Origin of the sequence: Clostridium gelidum (genome assembly GCF_019977655.1) — a bacterium.
Lineage (GTDB): Bacteria > Bacillota > Clostridia > Clostridiales > Clostridiaceae > Clostridium > Clostridium gelidum.
Genome location: NZ_AP024849.1, coordinates 2,081,398 through 2,098,879, shown reverse-complemented (window position 1 = coordinate 2,098,879; position 17,482 = coordinate 2,081,398). Strand labels below are relative to the sequence as shown.

Below are 17,482 nucleotides of genomic sequence, written 5' to 3'. Positions count from 1 at the left end.
ACATACTTCTACTATTTATAATCTCGATATATAGTGGTTCTAGTATAGTTTGCCGTTACTCATGGTAGAGTTTGTAAAATATGAGAAGTGAAGTTCCTTGAGAAAGAACTTCACTTCTTATTTTTTCCATATAAACTTTTATTTATAGTTCACTAGTGGTATGTTAAGATTCCATTCTAAATATCCATAGTTTGTTGATTTTTAGTAAAAAAAGAATTGAAATCATTAAGATAGTTCCTGTTAATGCAATTATGTTTATAAATTTTTGTGACTTAACACTATTTTTAAATGCTTTTCCAATTCCTTTATATATAATTAATCCAATTAATCCACCTAAAGTATTATTAATTATATCCGTAATATCAGAAGCCCCAATATTCAAAATATATTGTAATACTTCACATATTAAACTAATTAAGAAAAATAAGAAAAGTTTTTTTAAAGTACTCCATCTTTTAAATAAAATCCCTGCATATATACCAAGCGGTACAAAAATTACTACATTCATAATCATTTCACCAAAAGCAATTTTACCATTTAACATTAAAGGTTCACTAAACGGAATTAAGTTTATATTTCTCATATTTCTCAAAGAAGGTAATCGTACATTGAATTTAAATATTATAATCCAAAATAATGCAATCAAATAAATCATAAATAATACATTAGTTAACTTCTTTGTTTTATTATTATCTTTCATATTGTTCCTCCTAAATATAATACCTTTTTAGGTATAAGGCACATGAAAATAAATAACAAGTCCAAAAAATGCCATGAATATTTTTCATCAGGCAAGGAAGTAAAGTGCCATCATAGCGAGCCTATTATGGCATTTTACTGACGCAGGATGATGGAAAATAGGCTGGCAGATGGACTTGTTATTTTTTTGATTGTGCCTAAGCAAGAGTTATTTTATAATTCCACAATTGCATAATTTCATAATTAAATTATTATATTCTTTAACATTTCCAAGTTTATGCTTATTTAACTGGCAGTCTAACCTCAAATATAGTTCTATCATTGTCACTATAGGCTGATATTATTCCCTGGTGTAGCTCTATAATATTCTTTGTAATAGCTAGCCCCAGTCCAGACCCACCTATATCGCTACTTCTTGATTTTTCTACCCTATAGAATCTGTCAAAAATTTGTGGTAAATCTATTGATGGGATTGACTGCCCATAATTTATAACTTGAACTACTGCCATATTTTCTTCAAACTTTGTTGTTACATCAACGTAAAAACCATCTTTTCCATACTTAATTGCATTAGATAGTAAATTTTCAAATGCGCGAACTAACTTTCCTGCATCTGCATTTACTATTAACTTCTCCTCTGAAAAATTAATTCTATATTGCATATCTGCATGCTTAAATTGATATTCAAAACCTGCAACTACTTGACCTAGTAATTCTACTAAATCAATATCAGCTTTATATAAATTAATAGTATTATTTTGCATTTTAGTAAGTTCAAATAAATCGTTAATAAGTACATTTAATCCTTTTGCTTTTTCAAAGGCTATACTCGCATAATATCTAAGCCTTACTTCATCTTCATACTTATCATTATCTATAATTTCTAAATAACCTATTATAGAAGTTAGTGGAGTTCTTAAATCATGAGAAACATTTGTTATCAAATCACTTTTAGTTTTTTGAGCTTTTCTTTCCTCTACTGTTATCTCTTTAAGCTGCTTTGAGATGTTATTTATATTTTCCACTAAATTTTTAATATCACCTTTTGATTTAACTTCTATTAGTCTATCCAAGTCGCCACTCGCCATTATTTCAGTTTCATCTATAATAGCTGCAAGGCTTTTAGATTTTCTATATGTTATAAGCAGGTATATCCCCGCAAATAATGCTATTCCAATGATTATATAAGTATGCTTTCCAAAAATATTATCGTTAATAATTCTCCAAAACTTAAAAATATAATTAACAAGCTGAATTTTGGTGTTTAAATATAAATAAATTAATATATTACTACCTATATCCAAAATTACATAAGTTAATAATGCTACACCTAATACATCTGCTAAGGATGATAACCAGTATTTATAGAATCTTTTATTTTTCAATCTTATAGCCAACCCCCCATAAAGTATGAATTATCTTATTTCCTTCCATATATTGTTCTATTTTATCCCTAAGTCTACTCATATGAACCATGACAGTATTATTGGCTTGAAAATACTTCTCTTTCCATACTCTTTCAAAAATTTCTTCTGCACTAAAAACTCTTCCTCTATTTGTAGCCAATAAGTATAATATCTCAAATTCTCTTGCGGTTAAATCTACTTGATTATCCTCCACTGTTACCATATGCTTACTTTTATCTATAACCATAGACTCAATTCTTATTTGATTTTCTGAAGTTTGCATTTTAATATTTAAAAAATATGTTCTTCTAAGTAATGCTCTTATTCTAACTGTAAGTTCTAATTGATTAAAAGGCTTGCATACATAGTCATCTGCACCAGTCATAATCCCTTGAATCTTATCCATATCTTCTGCTTTTGCACTTAACATCAGAATTGGTATGTTATAATTTTCTCTTACTTTTCTGCAAACCTCTAGCCCATCAATATCTGGCATCATTATATCCAAAACTATTAAATGAATTTCTTCCTTATGCAATATATCTAAAGCTTCCATGCCACAACTTGCCTTAAAGACACTGTATCCTTCATTTTTTAAATTTATTTCTAACAAATCTCTTATTTCTTTTTCATCATCTACTACAAGAATATTATTATTCATTTATTCCTCCAAATTTATTATCATTTTTCTAAGGCACATGAAAGAAAATAACAAGTCCAAAATGCCATGAATATTTTTCATCAGGCAAGGAGGTGGATTGTGCTCATAGCGAGCCTATTAGTACGATCTACCGACGCGGGATGATGGAAAATAGGCTGGCAGACGGACCTGTTATTTTTTTGATTGTGCCAAGTATTCCTCTAATGTGATTTTGTTATCATAAATATACTTAGCAGCTTCTTTCCCAACATATCTAATATGCCAAGGTTCATATTCAATACTTGTTATATCTTGCTTTCCATAAGGATATCTTATAATAAAACCAAACTTATAGCAATTTTCTGCAAGCCAGTCTGCTTCTTTTGTTCCTTTTACAAAATTGCTGCTTTTATTGGTAAGATCAATGCATAACCCTGTTTGATGTTCACTAAATCCAGGTTTAGCTACATATGCATCTGCAAGCTTCTTTCCCTCTGATTTTATTCTGCTAGTATAAACATCGTTTTGTGATTTATATGATCTGTAACCTGAATTACCAAGTAATATAATTCCGTCCTGTTTAGCTGCATGTACTAATTCTTCTATAGGCTTTGCAATAATTCCTGCTACATATTTTTCTTCTTGGTTGACTCCAGTGGCAAATGATATATTTGGCGTAGTTAATCCTTCGGGCTTGTAATCTTTACTTAAACCATGCTCTATATTTACTAGCACCAGCTCTTTCTTTCTACTCGTGTTATTTAGATTTAATAACTTATATTTTTCATTTAAAGCAAGTCCAATTTTATTAAGGTTTATGCCCTTTAATTCTGCAGCATACCATAATGTACAAATTACTATAACAAATATCAAAATCTTTTTGAATACACGTCTCATACTCTCTACTCCTCTTCTAACAACATAATCTAATTGTATAAGATTCACCTTACGACACTTATAAGAAATTCTTACGAAATCTTAAGTTTTTAATTTTGTATAGGGTGTTTGTCATAAAACACATACAATAAGTTGATATAATCTGAATTTCCATCAAGAATTTTTATAGGTAAAAAATAAAAAGTCCATTCTCTGGACTTTTTACTATAATGCAAATTTATTATTAATTAATATCATGCTCAAGTAGTGTAGGTAGTGAAGTATACGGAAAATGAGTAGTAAATACACCATGTACATCTTTTTATAGCTGCTAAAGCATTCTTTTAAGTTTATCTGCATATTCAATTGCATCAGGATAAAAAGATTTAAAGTCGCTTTCAAGGCTTTCATAATTATTAATAAGTTCATCTATAGGCTTTGCTAAGGGGTGTCTTGTATCAGAAAATCTTTTAGCAATCCGCTCTACGGTTCTTTCGATACCAATTATATCTCTATAGGAAAGAAGCCAGTTTTCTTCTATTATAAAAGGCATTCTATTTATTAATTTATTAGGCAGGCAATAAGAAAACTTTTTAAGTATATTATAAAAGTCATCTGTATATTCTTCTAATGCTATTAAAGAATAATCATGCCAATTTTTAGCTAAAAAATGATCATAGAATATATCAATCAATACCCCTCCGAGGCGTCTATTGGTGCTGGAAATCCTTTTTCTACTCCTTAAAAAATCTGGATGTGAATCCGTAAACGTATCGAGTTTTTTATGCATAAAAATCCCCTGCTTTATGGAGTATTCAAATTCATTTTCCAAAGCCTTATTAACGAAATCCCCTAGAAAATTTCCTAGCATATTTTCTTCACTATTATCTGAAAGATATATATGAGCTAAATAATTCATTTTTTCTCCTTCTAACTTCCATAGTATTTAGGAAATTCTTATGTTGTATGATTAGTTAATGCTATTATAGCACTTATTTATGATATATTTCACCGTAACATAAGAGATACATTATTGTTTCTTGCCCCCCTATCTTTAAAAATAACACTTCTGAGATTAGCTAATATACTGTTAGTAATGAGACTTGTATTTGTATTAATATATAAAGGAGCATTATATGTATAATAACTTATTTTCCTATTGTCCTTACTACATGAATCAAGCTTTTCCCGCATCTTTCAATGCAAATTGGAGAAATACCGCACAAAAATTTGCAGCTGTTAGTGGTACCGTTATAAGAATTGAAGATTTTTACCCAGAGCAAGATAATGAATCAGCAGGCTGTTATAAATTAATATCACTAGAAAGCGTAGACAGAGGTCCAGTAAATTTTGTGATATCCCCAGGAACTTACTTTGTCGATCATACAGTGATAGAAGTAGGCGATGACGTAACTGGATTTTACGATGCAAATGCACCTACACTTCTTATTTATCCTCCTCAATATCCTGCAATTGTTATATCAAAAGATATAGGATATCAAAATGTTACTGTAGACTATTTTAACAATGAACTTATAAGCAGCGATGGAAATTTAAAACTAAATACTGACCAATCTACTGAGATGATTCTGACAAATGATCAGCTTTTTAGCAGATATCCTGGAAATAGAAACCTTATTGTTGTCTATGGCCCTACAACAAAGAGCATACCTGCCCAAACTACTCCATATAAAATCATTGTTCTTTGCTAAATTAAGATATTTTATATGCTTATAATTTGCTTATATCATATTTTTCTATAAAAAAGGATGGCCTTTAAATTCTAAAATATTGTCTGAAGGCTTCCTCTTTTCTTTTTGATTTGTCAAAGTCATGGGTGGATTTAACTTGTATATTCATTCAAAGATAGCAATTGTAGAATCAGTATCATTTTTTTTCAGGTATTGAAGCTTAAATTGAGTATTTGTGATTTTGATTAAATAATAAAGAGTGAGATTCCCCTCACTCTTTATATTAATCTCATATCTTAAATTTACAAACTTCCGCTTTCAACTTTTCTACATTTTCCTGCGCTTTTAATGCTTCCTGCCTCATTTTATTAGACTTATTATTTACTTCCTGTATTCTAGTTGCTATATCTAGAGTTCCTTCAGCTCCTTCACTTGCTGCTTGTGCTACTCCATCAATAGTTTTTAAAATTTCCTGAACTGATGTAAGCAACGTTTCTGTAGTTTCATTTAAATCTGTAGAAAAATCTTTATAATATAATGCATTATTATTATAATCTTTACTTGTTTGAACTAAAGTATCATAGTCTTTTAAAATTCTATTTTCAATGAAGTTTAACATATTATTAGAATTTGAGGTTAAATCTCCAACTGAAGACAATATGATTCCAGTAGTGCTTTGTATTTTATTTATAGTTTCACTCGACTGCTCTGCAAGTTTTCTTATTTCATCTGCTACCACACTAAACCCTTTTCCAGCTTCTCCAGCTCTTGCCGCTTCTATAGATGCATTTAATGCAAGCAAATTTGTTTGAGAAGTTATTTGGAGTATTGAATCTGCTAAAATATTTATTTGATCTACTGCTTTTGCTTTTTCAATAGATTCTTTTAATGCTTTTTCTGCTTCCTTAAACATTTTCTCTGTTTCTTTTTTGTTATTTTCTGATGCGATCATAATATTTGTAGCTTTTTCACTTATTTCTATAGCTTTTCCAAGACCTTCTTGTGATTTTTCTGCAACAGAGTTAACCGATCTTTCAATCTCTTGCGAAGTTGCTGACATCTCTTCTGCAGACGCTACTGTTTCTTCCATACTTGCTGAAAGTTCTTCTGTAGTTGCAGATACATCATCTATATCATTATCTAGTTCATCTACACTATTTTTAACATTTAAAACTGTATTTTCAATACTATAAGATTCATTATTTATATTTAAAATCAATTCTCTAAGCGACTTTTGTGTTTGACTGATAGCTTGTGCAATCTTACCACTTTCATCTTGACTTCTCAGAATTTTTTTTGGAACTTCCGCCGAAAAATCACCAGTAGCTAAAATATTTAGATGATTCACACAAATTTCTAATGGTTTTGTAATACTCTTTGAAATAATATAAACCACTATACTGCAAATTAAAGCACTGATTACAACTAATAATATTAATACATACCTCAAATTGTTACTGTATTGATTTAATAATTGATTAGACTCTTCTTCCGATATACCAATAAATAATATACCAATATTTTCTCCTGTTTTTGAAAATATAGGTTTATATGTTGTAGAATAATTCTTATTTAAAATTTTAGCTTTTCCAATATATTCTTTCCCGTTAATCATATCATTATAAGCACTGCTTTCTTTACCCAAATTTGTACCAACGGCTCTTTCACCATTTTCATTTTTAATATTTGTTGCTATTCTTTTAAAATCATCACCCTTTTTAATAAATATTGTGGCCACATCTCCAGTATCATTAAGAATTGCATCTACCATTTTAAAGTTTCCTTCTAAATTATTACCATTTTCATCTACTAGTTTCCCATCTAAAATAGATAAATTCCCATAGTATTCCTCCATATAATATGTAGCTGCATTAATATCCCCAGTCATTTTTTTATTCAATAATTCACCCTGCATTGTTTTCATTCCATTTGAAGCTAGTCTAAAAGAAAAATAACCAATTCCACTAGAAACTAAAACAAATAAGATACAAAAATATACAATTAGTTTAAATTTAATACTTTTCATAAATATCACCCCTGTCATTATTTTATATCTTAAAAAATCATATCTACCAATTATTGCTATAACTTAAAACCATATTTTAATACATATAGAGAACATCTGTTATTTTAAATATATATGTACTATATTAAATAATAATTACTATAATAATACATCATTCGCATTTTTTTGACAATATTTCAAGTTATTTAATTCTTCTTGATAAGTTCTGAATTGTGCTTAAAATGAATTTTATTTTCAAATAAATAGGAATACTCAAAACTCTTATTGCTCTAAGTATTCCTATTTTTCTATTTGTACATTTTAATATAGTGCTACTATTCTCTACAAATAGGTGAGTCTAAAGATTCAAGCCGAGGAAGAGATATCCCTAGTCTACATGCTTCAGCAAGGGTATCGCGTACAAATATCACATTACTTTCAGCTTTTAGATTTTCACTTCCACTAGCACTTCTCATTATTTCTCTAGGTAAATTCCCTTTAGCTAATGCTAATTTCATTGCAAAAGCCACAAGTCCTGAAGGTAAATTTACTGCAATATTTGTTATTATACTAACCTTAGATCCTTTAGCTCTCATAAGTGGTATGAGTTCCCTTAATATTAAAGCAAATTCTTTAAGGGCACTTGCAGAATCAAATAGATTATTTAAAGAACCTACTTTTGAGGCTGCAACCATTAAGCTTGCGTTAGTAATAAAGTGAAACCATAACCAATTACGCATATCTTTCTTTTCAGATATACCAAAACCTGCATTTTTAAATAATCTACTCACTATATCATATCTGTTTTTATCAGTAGTATTATCAATGAATCCCATAAAGATGCTTTTAAAAAAACCACCATCTAATGTGTTTTGATTTATAAAAGATCCACCAGCTCCAGGAAATCCAAAAACAACTTGTTCCTTTGGAATTGATCCAATTGAATTTAAAGGTTCATCCATAATATTATTAAATATTAAAACTGTTGAATTATTAACAAGTGGTTCTAACCAATTTATTATATTACTTAATTGATTATGATTTACGCTAATCATAATCAAATCAAAATCATGGCTTGATGATAGTTCTTCTATCATTTTAATTTTCCAAGCTTTATTTACTGAGTCACCCTTTTTATTCTTTCTACCATCTAATATTTTTAAATTGACTATATCTCCATATTGACTTATTCTACCTGGACGAACATAAAATGTTACATCATTACCTGCTTGTTCTAAAGCCCATCCATATTGTGTTGAAATTACTCCTCTGCCTATAATTAATATTTTCATTATATTACCTCCTATTATACATATGTTGTTTAAAATGCATGTGTATGTTAATATAATATTAAATTACTCATAAAGCTACAACCAATAGATTTTTAGCTGTGTTGTGTAAACAACATTTTATTAAATCTGTAGCTTTAACAAAGGAGATTAATGATAAATTATGAATGAAAAAGACCCAAGAGCAATTAGAACAAAAAATTTGATTAAAGAAGCTTTTGTCAAATTACTTGAGGAAAAAGACTTTAAATACATAACAATTAAAGATATTACAACAAAGGCAACTATAAATAGAGCAACCTTTTATGCTCACTATTTAGATAAGTATATTTTACTAGAAGAACTGGTTATAGGTTGCTTTGAAGAAATGTTACCAAAAGAAATTTTAAGGGCCACAGATTTAAATGAAGATATTATAAAAGAATTTATTTTATTCCTATATGATTACAATATCAGCTTTTATCAAAAGCGTAAGATTGATTCTACATCAATTGCTTCTACTGTAGATAATTTATTAAAAGATAAAATAGATAATCTTATTGAGAAAATATTAAAAGATATGGCAGGTAGAGATGAGTTAGATTGTAAAGACACAAATATATTAGTTAAACTAATTTCCTCATCAATATTTAGTTGTGCTAAGTATTGCTATTTTAATAAAAATAATAAAGAATACAATATTGAAAAAACACTGAGCTTTATTATGAATGGGATAAAAGCCATTTAATAAAATCATTTTCTATTTACGATAGAGTTCTCCGTATTAGTGGAAAGTTATATAGTTTTTGGTGCACCTCTTTTTTTATTATTGTGCAATAAAAAAATCGCAAATTCAACTTGAATAATGCGATTTTACAATCCTCTATTTATTTTTATCGATTTATAATGTTTAAAAAAATTAAATTAATTTTAATAATTCTAAAAATATCATCTTTCTATATTTCAGCAATCACCCTACAAGGAAGCCCTGAAAATTCGCTCATATTTACTGGGAAAGTATATACTGTAAATTGTTTGTCAGCTGCTTTCTCGAGAAGTAGATCTAAGTTATCTAGATTCTCAATAATAAATACTCCTCTATCAGCACAATACGTAGATGATTAGCTGGTTTTGTGCCCCATTCATATCTATCCCTATAAAATTCACTTCTCTATTTATAAGAGCATTAATTAATTCATCAGATAATTCAATATTTGTTGAAAAGTATTCTTTTGGTCCATATCCAAGTTGCTTTAATATTCCTGAGTATAACTCGTTCTTCCTTCCACATCAACAAGATTTTTATTGAATTGCTATTATGCAATTCAATCTTTATTAAGTGCTATATTTCTAGTTTTGTTTATTTTAATGTTGCTATTTCAAGATGGATTATTCTTAATATTACTATTAATCTCGTTTACTTATTTCATCTGTTATTAATGATTTTGAAATATACATCGCCTTTATTATGCTCTTAAGACGAGTGTGATGAGAGGTACCCACTTCAACTTATTCTTACGCGTTTTTAAACAACAGATCACCCCCTTTTTTAAATCATAATATTTCTAAAAATTATAGGGATACTAACTCATTTGTTTCGGGATTTATTAAAAAAAATGGGGTCTCCTTTGGTGGTCCTGCAACAGTTATTACTGCTTTTTCTTTTATTATTTCCAATCTATCTTTTTCTATTGAGTTATTTGTTAGTATAGCTTCCCTAGTACCTGTCCCGCATCCAATTATTATTCCAATGAGATTTATAATAACAATTAAAGTGAGTATTTCTTTCATAAATAAAAATCTCCTCCAAACAATAAACATTGTTTATAGTTATTGTCTGGAATTTAAATATAAATTATTCGCGTTTGAAAAAAAGTTCAAATTTTAAAGAACATGTTTTTTTATTTACTACGTCCTTTATTTTTAGTGAGAGAGCGACATAAATTCTATGTGGAAAAATTATTATGAAGGTACCTTTTAAAAACTGTTGACAAATTAATAAGGTACCTGTATTATTTAATCATAAGGTACCTTACAAAATACTTGATACCAATAAATGGAGGAATTTAAAATGAATGAAGATAAAATCGACTTAATAGAAGAATTTGTACGCATCCAGTGGTTATTTCACCGATACCATCAGCAAAATCATACGCATCATGGCCCTATGGGTGATCCAACTAGAGGGCAAGGCAGAGTATTAACTATCCTTAAGATGCAGCCTGAAATTAGCCAAAAAGATTTATCGTACTTGCTAGACATGAGGCCCCAATCCTTGGGAGAGATTCTTTCTAAGTTGGAGAAGAGTGGATACATAACTCGTACACCATCGGAAACTGACCGACGAGTTATGAATATTAAGCTCACGGAAGAGGGAATCGAGACAATCGGTACAACTGAGCAGGAATTCAGCTTTGACAAACTGTTTGAATGTTTGAACGAACAAGAACAAAATAATTTGAGCGGTTATCTTAGGCGTATCATCGAAATGCTTGAATCTCAGATTGGTGGCGAACAGCCCGAACCCGTTTTCGACCCGCGCCAACGTGGAGTCAATCAGTTTGACGATCGTTTAAAAATGGCTCGGAATCATCACGAAAAGATGCCTTTTGGTCGACATCCTGGTTACATGCCATTCGAGCATCGTCCCGGAATGAACCTAGGACACGAAGAACATCCTGCCCCATCACCAAAAAAAACTGACGAAGAATAAGAATTATGCAATTCCATCATCATAACACCCCGTTGAGAAATCCATGGGGGTAGACAAGACGATGATGGACATCGCTTTGACTAGCTTAAATTTGACCATTTATTTTTGGAATAAATTAAAATTACAACATAATACTTATAATTCTAAGTTTACGAGGAGGATTTTTTATGAACCAAACAGATTCAAATACTTATTATTTTGAAAACTCACCTATCTGGAAAGCAATTGCGCATATGTCGTTACCGATGATGCTCGGAATGTGCTTGGGTGTAGTCTATTCCTTAGTAGATACTTTTTTTATCGGAAAACTTAACCAGACGCAGATGTTATCGGCGGTAGCATTAGCTTTGCCCTTTATGACTATTCAAATGGCAATCGGAAATGTTTTTGGAGTCGGAGGCGGTACGTATATTTCACGCTTATTGGGTGAAAAAAAGCATGATGAAGCAAAAACTGTTTCTTCCGTGACGTTCTATTTTAGTTTAATTGCAGGTTTACTATTTATAATTATTTGCTTCCCTATCCTCCATCCAATGCTGCAGTTGTTGGGTGCTCAAGGTGATACAATGCAGCCAACCAGGGAGTTTATTCTGGTATTATTGATGGGAAGTCCTATTGTAATTGCAAATTTTGCTTTGGGGGAAGTCGTCCGTGCAGAAGGTGCTTCCAAAGAATCAATGTATGGAATGACCATCAGTGTTATTATCAATATCATACTTGACCCTATTCTAATTTTTTCGTGCCATATGGGAGTGGCGGGAGCGGCTATGGGCACCGTTGTGGGTAACATTTGTGCAGTACTTTACTATGTTTTTTATCTGCAAAAGAAAAGCCTGTTTCTGACTGTATCCCCAAAGGCCTTCAAACCCAATCTAGAGGTCACTGGCGGGATCTTTAAAATTGGAATAACCGTGCTTATACAAAGTTTATTTATGATTGTTTCAACACTTTTGCTCAATAACTTTTCCATCCAGTATGGAGATTACGCAGTTGCCGCGTTTGGAATTTCCATGAGGGTGGCACAGATTTCTGATTTCATCGGTATGGGTTTATTCATGGGAGTTATACCTCTAATTGCGTATTCTTTTACAGCGGGAAATATCAAAAGGATGAAAAAAATCATCCAAACAACCTCGTTGTATATTACCGTTTTAACTCTTATCATAACCGTGATAATTATGATTTTCCGCACACAGGTGATTGAATTTTTCAGCAAAGACCCACAGGTCATCCATGTTGGAGTCATTACATTAGCGGCATTTTTAATATCTTCCTTGTTCGTCAGCCTCTCAGGACTTTTCATAGGAATATTTCAGGGAACAGGTAGAGAAAAAGAAGCTTCTATCTTGTCCATGGTGGAAGGAGTGTTATTAATTCCAACCATGATAGCCGGAAATATCTTTTGGGGTTTGTATGGTGTAATTTGGTCAATAACTATAGCTCAAGTTATTACATGTATAATCGGATTTGGACTGTGGATTCGCTTTACAAAAGATCCTTCAATGAAAGATCCAGCCCTAAAAGCACAGAATAACTTTGTTATAAATTAGAGGTGTGGTGATTGGAATGAAACCATTCATCTGAATTCTATATTATGTGAAATAGGTATCAATAAAATGTTAATTATCATTTATCGATACCTATTTTTTTATGTAACCTATGAGAACTTATAGCCCTAGAAGGTTCTCCAAATTAAAAAATAAAATCAGACCAAATATTTCTACTTAATCTGATTTTATTTAATAATCTACGTGCAATTTAGGCATCTATACTCTGCTATATTATATTTATTTTGATGATAATGAAAAAATAATTCCAGATAAAACATATCCTAAAGGGAATAATATAAATATAATTCCTAAAATTATTGAGCTTGTATTAAATAAAGGTTTTTATGCACTATTTTTCGTTTCCATCTGTTTCGGGTATATTTTATTCATTGCTATGCCTGTACCACCGATAATTATTAAGCATGTTCCTATAAAACAAATAAGAACGATAATACTTCCAATTATAGCCGCAATAAATGGTAGAAAAATTAAAAAGACCATCACATCACATCCCTTATAATTTATTCAAAATCAATACTCCCGCAATCAAATAACACAAAGTTATCGAAATGCCCACTCACATATGTATAGCTGAAAGCAACAAATAACCAACTTTTATTTTTTTATCAGATGTATCAAAACGTTTGTTCATCTTCATACCTTTATATCCTCGTATTATTGCAATAACAGCCAAAAATAGAGCCATTATAAGTGCTAAAAGAATAAGCGCGTTTACTAATGATATCATCTTTCTCTCCCCCTTTTCCTTAAAGATTACTTTTAATTCGAATTGATATATCTCCACAGTATATAAATGATCTGTAATTTACATTTTTATACCTTTTTCATCTAATTCGCTTAAAATGATATCAACCTTTTTATCTAACTGTTTATTTCTTTAAATAATACTATTATAATGGCAACTAATAGAGCAAAATTAGTGATGGCAGCCTATAATAGTATGAATGTTGATTTCATCAAAAATATCCTTTCTATATTTGTAATTAGTTCTTATTTACCATTATGCATTAATTATAACATATTTTGTTAATACCGCATTATTCAATTTTCAAAGAACAGGTTCTTTTATTTACTACGTCAAATCTACACCCTCTGCATTAGTATAATTATTTATATATATCTCTTATACACTTTCAAATATATTACGCAACAAAAAAATCACATTATTCAATTTCAAAGGAATAATGCGATTTTCCACTTTCGTATTTTTGTTCTGAAGGACTTGAATGGTGCAACAGTACTGATATGAGGCCACTTCCATATTGCCCAATTAGACAAATCAAATTACTATTTATATTACTCAGCCTTAAATTGGAATTTATTAAATTAGTAACCAATAAAAGCTTTGAACTTCTCAATACTTGTATTTAGAATCAATTCCTCATCAAAATTTAATTCTTTTAATAGTTTATATGCTTCAGAAAAATCACCCACATAGCTTGGATCATGAGCATCAGAATTGATGATTATTGGCACCCTATATTGACTACAAAGAGTAAGCATTTTCTTATAATTCTCCACACAATTTAGTCGCCTATTTTTCTTTAATAAAGAACTATTATTTACTTCTAATGCAACATGATACTGTTTTGCAGCCATAACCAATTTTTTATAATCTAATGGTGTGTTATCATCATCAGGATGTGAAACAAAAAATACTTTTTTATTTTTCATACAAGAAATTAAGTTCTGAAAAAATATTTTTAATTCTTCATTCATTTAAATTACACCTAGTATCTAATCATGTACATTATAAGTACATTTTACCACAAAAATAAGAGCTTACTTTACGTAAACTCTCAATAAAATATAATTTATTTAAATAGGTTTAATTCACAATCAAAAATAATAAACTAATACCATCATATACTTGTCCATTATTTTTTCATGTGTTTAACTAGAGAGCATATTAATTGTTTGATATTATCTAAGCATCCATCCTGAAATTACCATCATTTGAACTTCTGATGTTCCTTCATAGATTTCTGTTATTTTGGCATCACGCATCATTCTTTCAATTGGATAATCGCTTGTATATCCATAACCACCAAATAATTGTAAGCAACGATTAGTTACATCAGTAGCATTTCTAGCAGAAATTAATTTTGCCATAGCAGCTAAATGTGTAAATTTTTCATGATCATCTTTTGCACATGCAGCTTGATATACTAAAAGTTTCGCAGCTTCCGTGTTTGCACGCATCTGTGCTAATTCAAATTGTGTATTTTGGAATTGTGAAATAGCACGTCCAAATTGAACACGTTCCTTAACATATTTTACAGTTTCCTCTATTGCGCCTTCTGCAATACCAAGAGCTTGTGCAGCAATACCAATACGACCTCCATCAAGAGTCGCCATTGCAATGCCAAATCCTTTGCCTTCTTCTCCTAAAAGATTTTCCTTTGGAACTTTACAGTTATCAAAGAATAATTCGCATGTAGAAGATGCACGGATTCCCATCTTTAATTCATGACTTCCAACTGAAAATCCCGGGAAATCTTTTTCAACAATAAATGCTGAAATACCTTTTGTTCCTTTAGTCTTATCTGTCATAGCCAAAACAATATATATGTCTGCATAGCCTGCATTAGTAATAAAAATTTTGCTTCCATTTAATACATAGTGATCTCCGTCGAGTATTGCTGTTGACTTTTGCATAGAAGCATCAGTTCCAGCAACAGGTTCTGTTAATCCAAAGGCTCCTAATTTTTCTCCTGAAGCAAGTGGTTTTAAATACTTCTCTTTTTGCTCCTCTGTACCATATGTGTAAATTGGTGTTGCACAAAGACTTGTATGTGCTGAAACTATAACACCTGTAGTAGCGCAACATTTAGATAATTCTTCTACACATTGTATATAACTTAAGGTATCCATTCCAGCTCCGCCATATTCTTCAGGGAATGGAATTCCAAGCAAGCCCATTTCAGCCATTTTTGCTACATTTTCTTCTGGAAAACGCATGCTTTCATCTATTTCTTTTGCAATTGGTTTTACCTCATTTTCTGCAAACTCTCTATACATTTCTTGTAATTGTTCATGATTTTCATCTTGTTTAAAATTCATTTTAATCTTCTATCTTCCTCTTTTTTACATTTCCTTTTTTATTTTGTGGGATATAGCTCGCATTTTAATTGTATCTTATTATATTAATTACTCTACTTTACAGCATACTTTACCTGGATTCATATAAGAAGCAATTTTATTTACTTTATTCACAAACCTTTCCAGGGTTTAATATATTTTTAGGATCAAAAGCTAATTTTATTCCTTGCATTATATTCATACATTGATCTGGTAGTGATTGTTTTAAATATCCTTTCTTTGCAAAACCTATACCATGTTCTCCTGAAACTTGTCCTTTTAATTCTTTAGCTTTATCATACATTACTTGCATAATTTCTCTTAATTTTGTATGCCATTCTTTTTCATTCAATTCATCTCTTAATATATAAACATGTAAATTTCCATCTCCAGCATGACCAAAGCTTTTTATTCTGATATTAGCTGTTCGTTCAAGTTCATGAGTAAAAGTTACAAACTCTCCAATTTTATTTCTTGGTACAACAACATCAACTTCATCCATTTCAGTAGTTAATGCTTTAATTGCTTCAAGAAAACAGCCTCTAGCTGACCATATTGATTCTTGTCTCTCTTCTGTATCTGAAATCAACACATCTAACGCTCCAGATTCCAAGCAAATATTAGCAACATTTGCATAATCCTTTTCAATTTCTTCTGTAGAATTTCCATCAAAAGTTAATAAAAGATATGCATCTGAAGATTTGTCTGGAAAACTCTTTCCTAGGAATTCTTCCGCTGCTACTATTGCTTCTCTTTGCATAAACTCAATTGCTGTTGGTATTGACTTCGATTTAATTATTTTCGGAACAGTCTCTATTGCTCTTTCAAGACTTTCGAAAGGTATAAGTAAACTTAGTGCTTTTTTAGGAAGTGGTAACAATCTTAAAATTGCTTTTGTAACTATTCCTAAAGTACCTTCTGAACCAACCATTAAATCTTTTAATGAATATCCTGAACTGTTTTTAACAACTTTTCCTCCAAGTTCTACCACTTCACCATTTGGAAGTACAACTTCAAGACCTCTTACGTAATCTCTAGTGACTCCATATTTTACAGCTCTCATTCCACCTGCATTAGTGCTTATATTCCCACCAATTGTTGCCGATTTTTCTCCTGGATCTGGTGGATAAAACAAGTCAAATTCTTCAACATATTTACTTATTTCCATAAGTAAAACCCCTGGTTCTAATGTTAGTGTAAGATTTTCTTCATCTAGTTCTAACATTTTATTCATTCTACTAAGATCTATAACTATCCCACCTTCAAGTGGAACTGCTGCACCAACAAGCCCAGTACCAGAACCTCTTGGAGTCACAGGTATTCCCTTTTCATAAGCATACTTCATAACTTTTGAAATCTCTTCAGAATTTATAGCTTGAACTACTATATCAGGCATTTTCTTAATTCCACCTAATTCATCATGACTATAATCCTCATTTATATTTTCCTTAAATAAAACTCTTTCTTTATCATTTTCTGCAATAGATAATATATATTCGTAGTCTTTTAATTCAACTTCTTTGTAACTCATA

Annotated in this window: 16 protein-coding genes and 1 pseudogene; 4 read left to right on the top strand and 13 right to left on the bottom strand. The window is 30.4% G+C overall.

Features of this window, described 5'->3' with window-relative positions; translation table 11 throughout:
- Positions 1–163: 163 nt before the first annotated feature.
- The 5 genes from psyc5s11_RS09255 to psyc5s11_RS09235 all read right to left on the bottom strand — a co-directional run bounded on the left by psyc5s11_RS09255 (position 164) and on the right by psyc5s11_RS09235 (position 4,540).
- The gene (locus psyc5s11_RS09255; protein ID WP_224037308.1) at positions 164–700 is read right to left on the bottom strand and encodes a VanZ family protein; all 537 of its coding nucleotides are present in this window, start codon (positions 698–700) and stop codon (positions 164–166) included.
- Between the two features lie 280 nt (positions 701–980).
- A complete protein-coding gene (locus psyc5s11_RS09250) occupies positions 981–2,084 on the bottom strand; it encodes a sensor histidine kinase (protein WP_224037307.1) in 1,104 nt (367 codons plus the stop codon).
- On the bottom strand, positions 2,074–2,766 hold the full coding sequence (locus psyc5s11_RS09245) for a response regulator transcription factor (RefSeq protein ID WP_224037306.1): 693 nt from the start codon (positions 2,764–2,766) through the stop codon (positions 2,074–2,076). Before psyc5s11_RS09245 ends, psyc5s11_RS09250 begins: the two co-directional genes overlap by 11 nt.
- Before the next feature lie 171 nt (positions 2,767–2,937).
- Entirely contained in the window at positions 2,938–3,642 is a 705-nt protein-coding gene (locus psyc5s11_RS09240) for a M15 family metallopeptidase (RefSeq protein ID WP_224037305.1), read from the bottom strand.
- 310 nt (positions 3,643–3,952) lie between these two features.
- Positions 3,953–4,540 (bottom strand): acyl carrier protein phosphodiesterase, encoded by a 588-nt coding sequence (locus psyc5s11_RS09235; RefSeq protein WP_224037304.1) that lies wholly within the window; start codon positions 4,538–4,540, stop codon positions 3,953–3,955.
- Between the two features lie 217 nt (positions 4,541–4,757).
- Between psyc5s11_RS09235 and psyc5s11_RS09230 the strand changes: the two genes are divergently transcribed.
- Entirely contained in the window at positions 4,758–5,333 is a 576-nt protein-coding gene (locus psyc5s11_RS09230) for a hypothetical protein (RefSeq protein ID WP_224037303.1), read from the top strand.
- 268 nt (positions 5,334–5,601) lie between these two features.
- Here psyc5s11_RS09230 and psyc5s11_RS09225 read toward each other — a convergent pair whose 3' ends face one another.
- Entirely contained in the window at positions 5,602–7,338 is a 1,737-nt protein-coding gene (locus psyc5s11_RS09225) for a methyl-accepting chemotaxis protein (protein WP_224037302.1), read from the bottom strand.
- A 314-nt stretch (positions 7,339–7,652) separates the two neighbouring features.
- Entirely contained in the window at positions 7,653–8,609 is a 957-nt protein-coding gene (locus tag psyc5s11_RS09220) for a ketopantoate reductase family protein (protein ID WP_224037301.1), read from the bottom strand.
- Positions 8,610–8,769: 160 nt separating this feature from the next.
- Here psyc5s11_RS09220 and psyc5s11_RS09215 point away from each other — a divergent pair, with 160 nt between their 5' ends.
- Entirely contained in the window at positions 8,770–9,333 is a 564-nt protein-coding gene (locus psyc5s11_RS09215) for a TetR/AcrR family transcriptional regulator (RefSeq protein ID WP_224037300.1), read from the top strand.
- Between the two features lie 824 nt (positions 9,334–10,157).
- On the opposite strand, the gene psyc5s11_RS09210 is transcribed toward psyc5s11_RS09215, so the two are convergent.
- Entirely contained in the window at positions 10,158–10,376 is a 219-nt protein-coding gene (locus psyc5s11_RS09210; RefSeq protein WP_224037299.1) for a hypothetical protein, read from the bottom strand.
- Between the two features lie 280 nt (positions 10,377–10,656).
- Between psyc5s11_RS09210 and psyc5s11_RS09205 the strand changes: the two genes are divergently transcribed.
- Positions 10,657–11,298 (top strand): MarR family winged helix-turn-helix transcriptional regulator, encoded by a 642-nt coding sequence (locus tag psyc5s11_RS09205; protein ID WP_224037298.1) that lies wholly within the window; start codon positions 10,657–10,659, stop codon positions 11,296–11,298.
- A 167-nt stretch (positions 11,299–11,465) separates the two neighbouring features.
- Positions 11,466–12,848 carry an MATE family efflux transporter gene (locus tag psyc5s11_RS09200; protein WP_224037297.1) on the top strand — a complete coding sequence of 461 codons (1,383 nt, stop codon included), beginning with the start codon at positions 11,466–11,468 and terminating at the stop codon, positions 12,846–12,848.
- A gap of 577 nt (positions 12,849–13,425) precedes the next feature.
- Here psyc5s11_RS09200 and psyc5s11_RS09195 read toward each other — a convergent pair.
- The 5 genes and pseudogenes from psyc5s11_RS09195 to psyc5s11_RS09175 all read right to left on the bottom strand — a co-directional run bounded on the left by psyc5s11_RS09195 (position 13,426) and on the right by psyc5s11_RS09175 (position 17,481).
- The gene (locus psyc5s11_RS09195) at positions 13,426–13,596 is read right to left on the bottom strand and encodes a hypothetical protein (RefSeq protein ID WP_224037296.1); all 171 of its coding nucleotides are present in this window, start codon (positions 13,594–13,596) and stop codon (positions 13,426–13,428) included.
- A gap of 446 nt (positions 13,597–14,042) precedes the next feature.
- Positions 14,043–14,144, bottom strand: a pseudogene (locus psyc5s11_RS09190) (ClbS/DfsB family four-helix bundle protein); the annotation flags it as partial.
- Positions 14,145–14,195: 51 nt separating this feature from the next.
- The gene (locus tag psyc5s11_RS09185; RefSeq protein ID WP_224037295.1) at positions 14,196–14,588 is read right to left on the bottom strand and encodes a PHP domain-containing protein; all 393 of its coding nucleotides are present in this window, start codon (positions 14,586–14,588) and stop codon (positions 14,196–14,198) included.
- A gap of 204 nt (positions 14,589–14,792) precedes the next feature.
- Positions 14,793–15,932, bottom strand: coding sequence for an acyl-CoA dehydrogenase (locus psyc5s11_RS09180; protein ID WP_224037294.1), 1,140 nt, complete (start codon positions 15,930–15,932; stop codon positions 14,793–14,795).
- 145 nt (positions 15,933–16,077) lie between these two features.
- Complete coding sequence (locus tag psyc5s11_RS09175; protein WP_224037293.1) at positions 16,078–17,481, bottom strand: FAD-binding oxidoreductase; 1,404 nt, start codon at positions 17,479–17,481, stop codon at positions 16,078–16,080.
- Position 17,482: the final 1 nt, after the last annotated feature.

Coding starts and splice junctions, on each gene's coding strand:
- psyc5s11_RS09220 (WP_224037301.1), bottom strand. CDS start 8,609: ATGAAAATATTAATTATAGGCAGAGGAGTAATTTCAACACAATATGGA.
- psyc5s11_RS09200 (WP_224037297.1), top strand. CDS start 11,466: ATGAACCAAACAGATTCAAATACTTATTATTTTGAAAACTCACCTATC.
- psyc5s11_RS09180 (WP_224037294.1), bottom strand. CDS start 15,932: ATGAATTTTAAACAAGATGAAAATCATGAACAATTACAAGAAATGTAT.
- psyc5s11_RS09175 (WP_224037293.1), bottom strand. CDS start 17,481: ATGAGTTACAAAGAAGTTGAATTAAAAGACTACGAATATATATTATCT.
- psyc5s11_RS09225 (WP_224037302.1), bottom strand. CDS start 7,338: ATGAAAAGTATTAAATTTAAACTAATTGTATATTTTTGTATCTTATTT.
- psyc5s11_RS09185 (WP_224037295.1), bottom strand. CDS start 14,588: ATGAATGAAGAATTAAAAATATTTTTTCAGAACTTAATTTCTTGTATG.
- psyc5s11_RS09195 (WP_224037296.1), bottom strand. CDS start 13,596: ATGATATCATTAGTAAACGCGCTTATTCTTTTAGCACTTATAATGGCT.
- psyc5s11_RS09235 (WP_224037304.1), bottom strand. CDS start 4,540: ATGAATTATTTAGCTCATATATATCTTTCAGATAATAGTGAAGAAAAT.
- psyc5s11_RS09230 (WP_224037303.1), top strand. CDS start 4,758: ATGTATAATAACTTATTTTCCTATTGTCCTTACTACATGAATCAAGCT.
- psyc5s11_RS09255 (WP_224037308.1), bottom strand. CDS start 700: ATGAAAGATAATAATAAAACAAAGAAGTTAACTAATGTATTATTTATG.
- psyc5s11_RS09205 (WP_224037298.1), top strand. CDS start 10,657: ATGAATGAAGATAAAATCGACTTAATAGAAGAATTTGTACGCATCCAG.
- psyc5s11_RS09240 (WP_224037305.1), bottom strand. CDS start 3,642: ATGAGACGTGTATTCAAAAAGATTTTGATATTTGTTATAGTAATTTGT.
- psyc5s11_RS09245 (WP_224037306.1), bottom strand. CDS start 2,766: ATGAATAATAATATTCTTGTAGTAGATGATGAAAAAGAAATAAGAGAT.
- psyc5s11_RS09210 (WP_224037299.1), bottom strand. CDS start 10,376: ATGAAAGAAATACTCACTTTAATTGTTATTATAAATCTCATTGGAATA.
- psyc5s11_RS09215 (WP_224037300.1), top strand. CDS start 8,770: ATGAATGAAAAAGACCCAAGAGCAATTAGAACAAAAAATTTGATTAAA.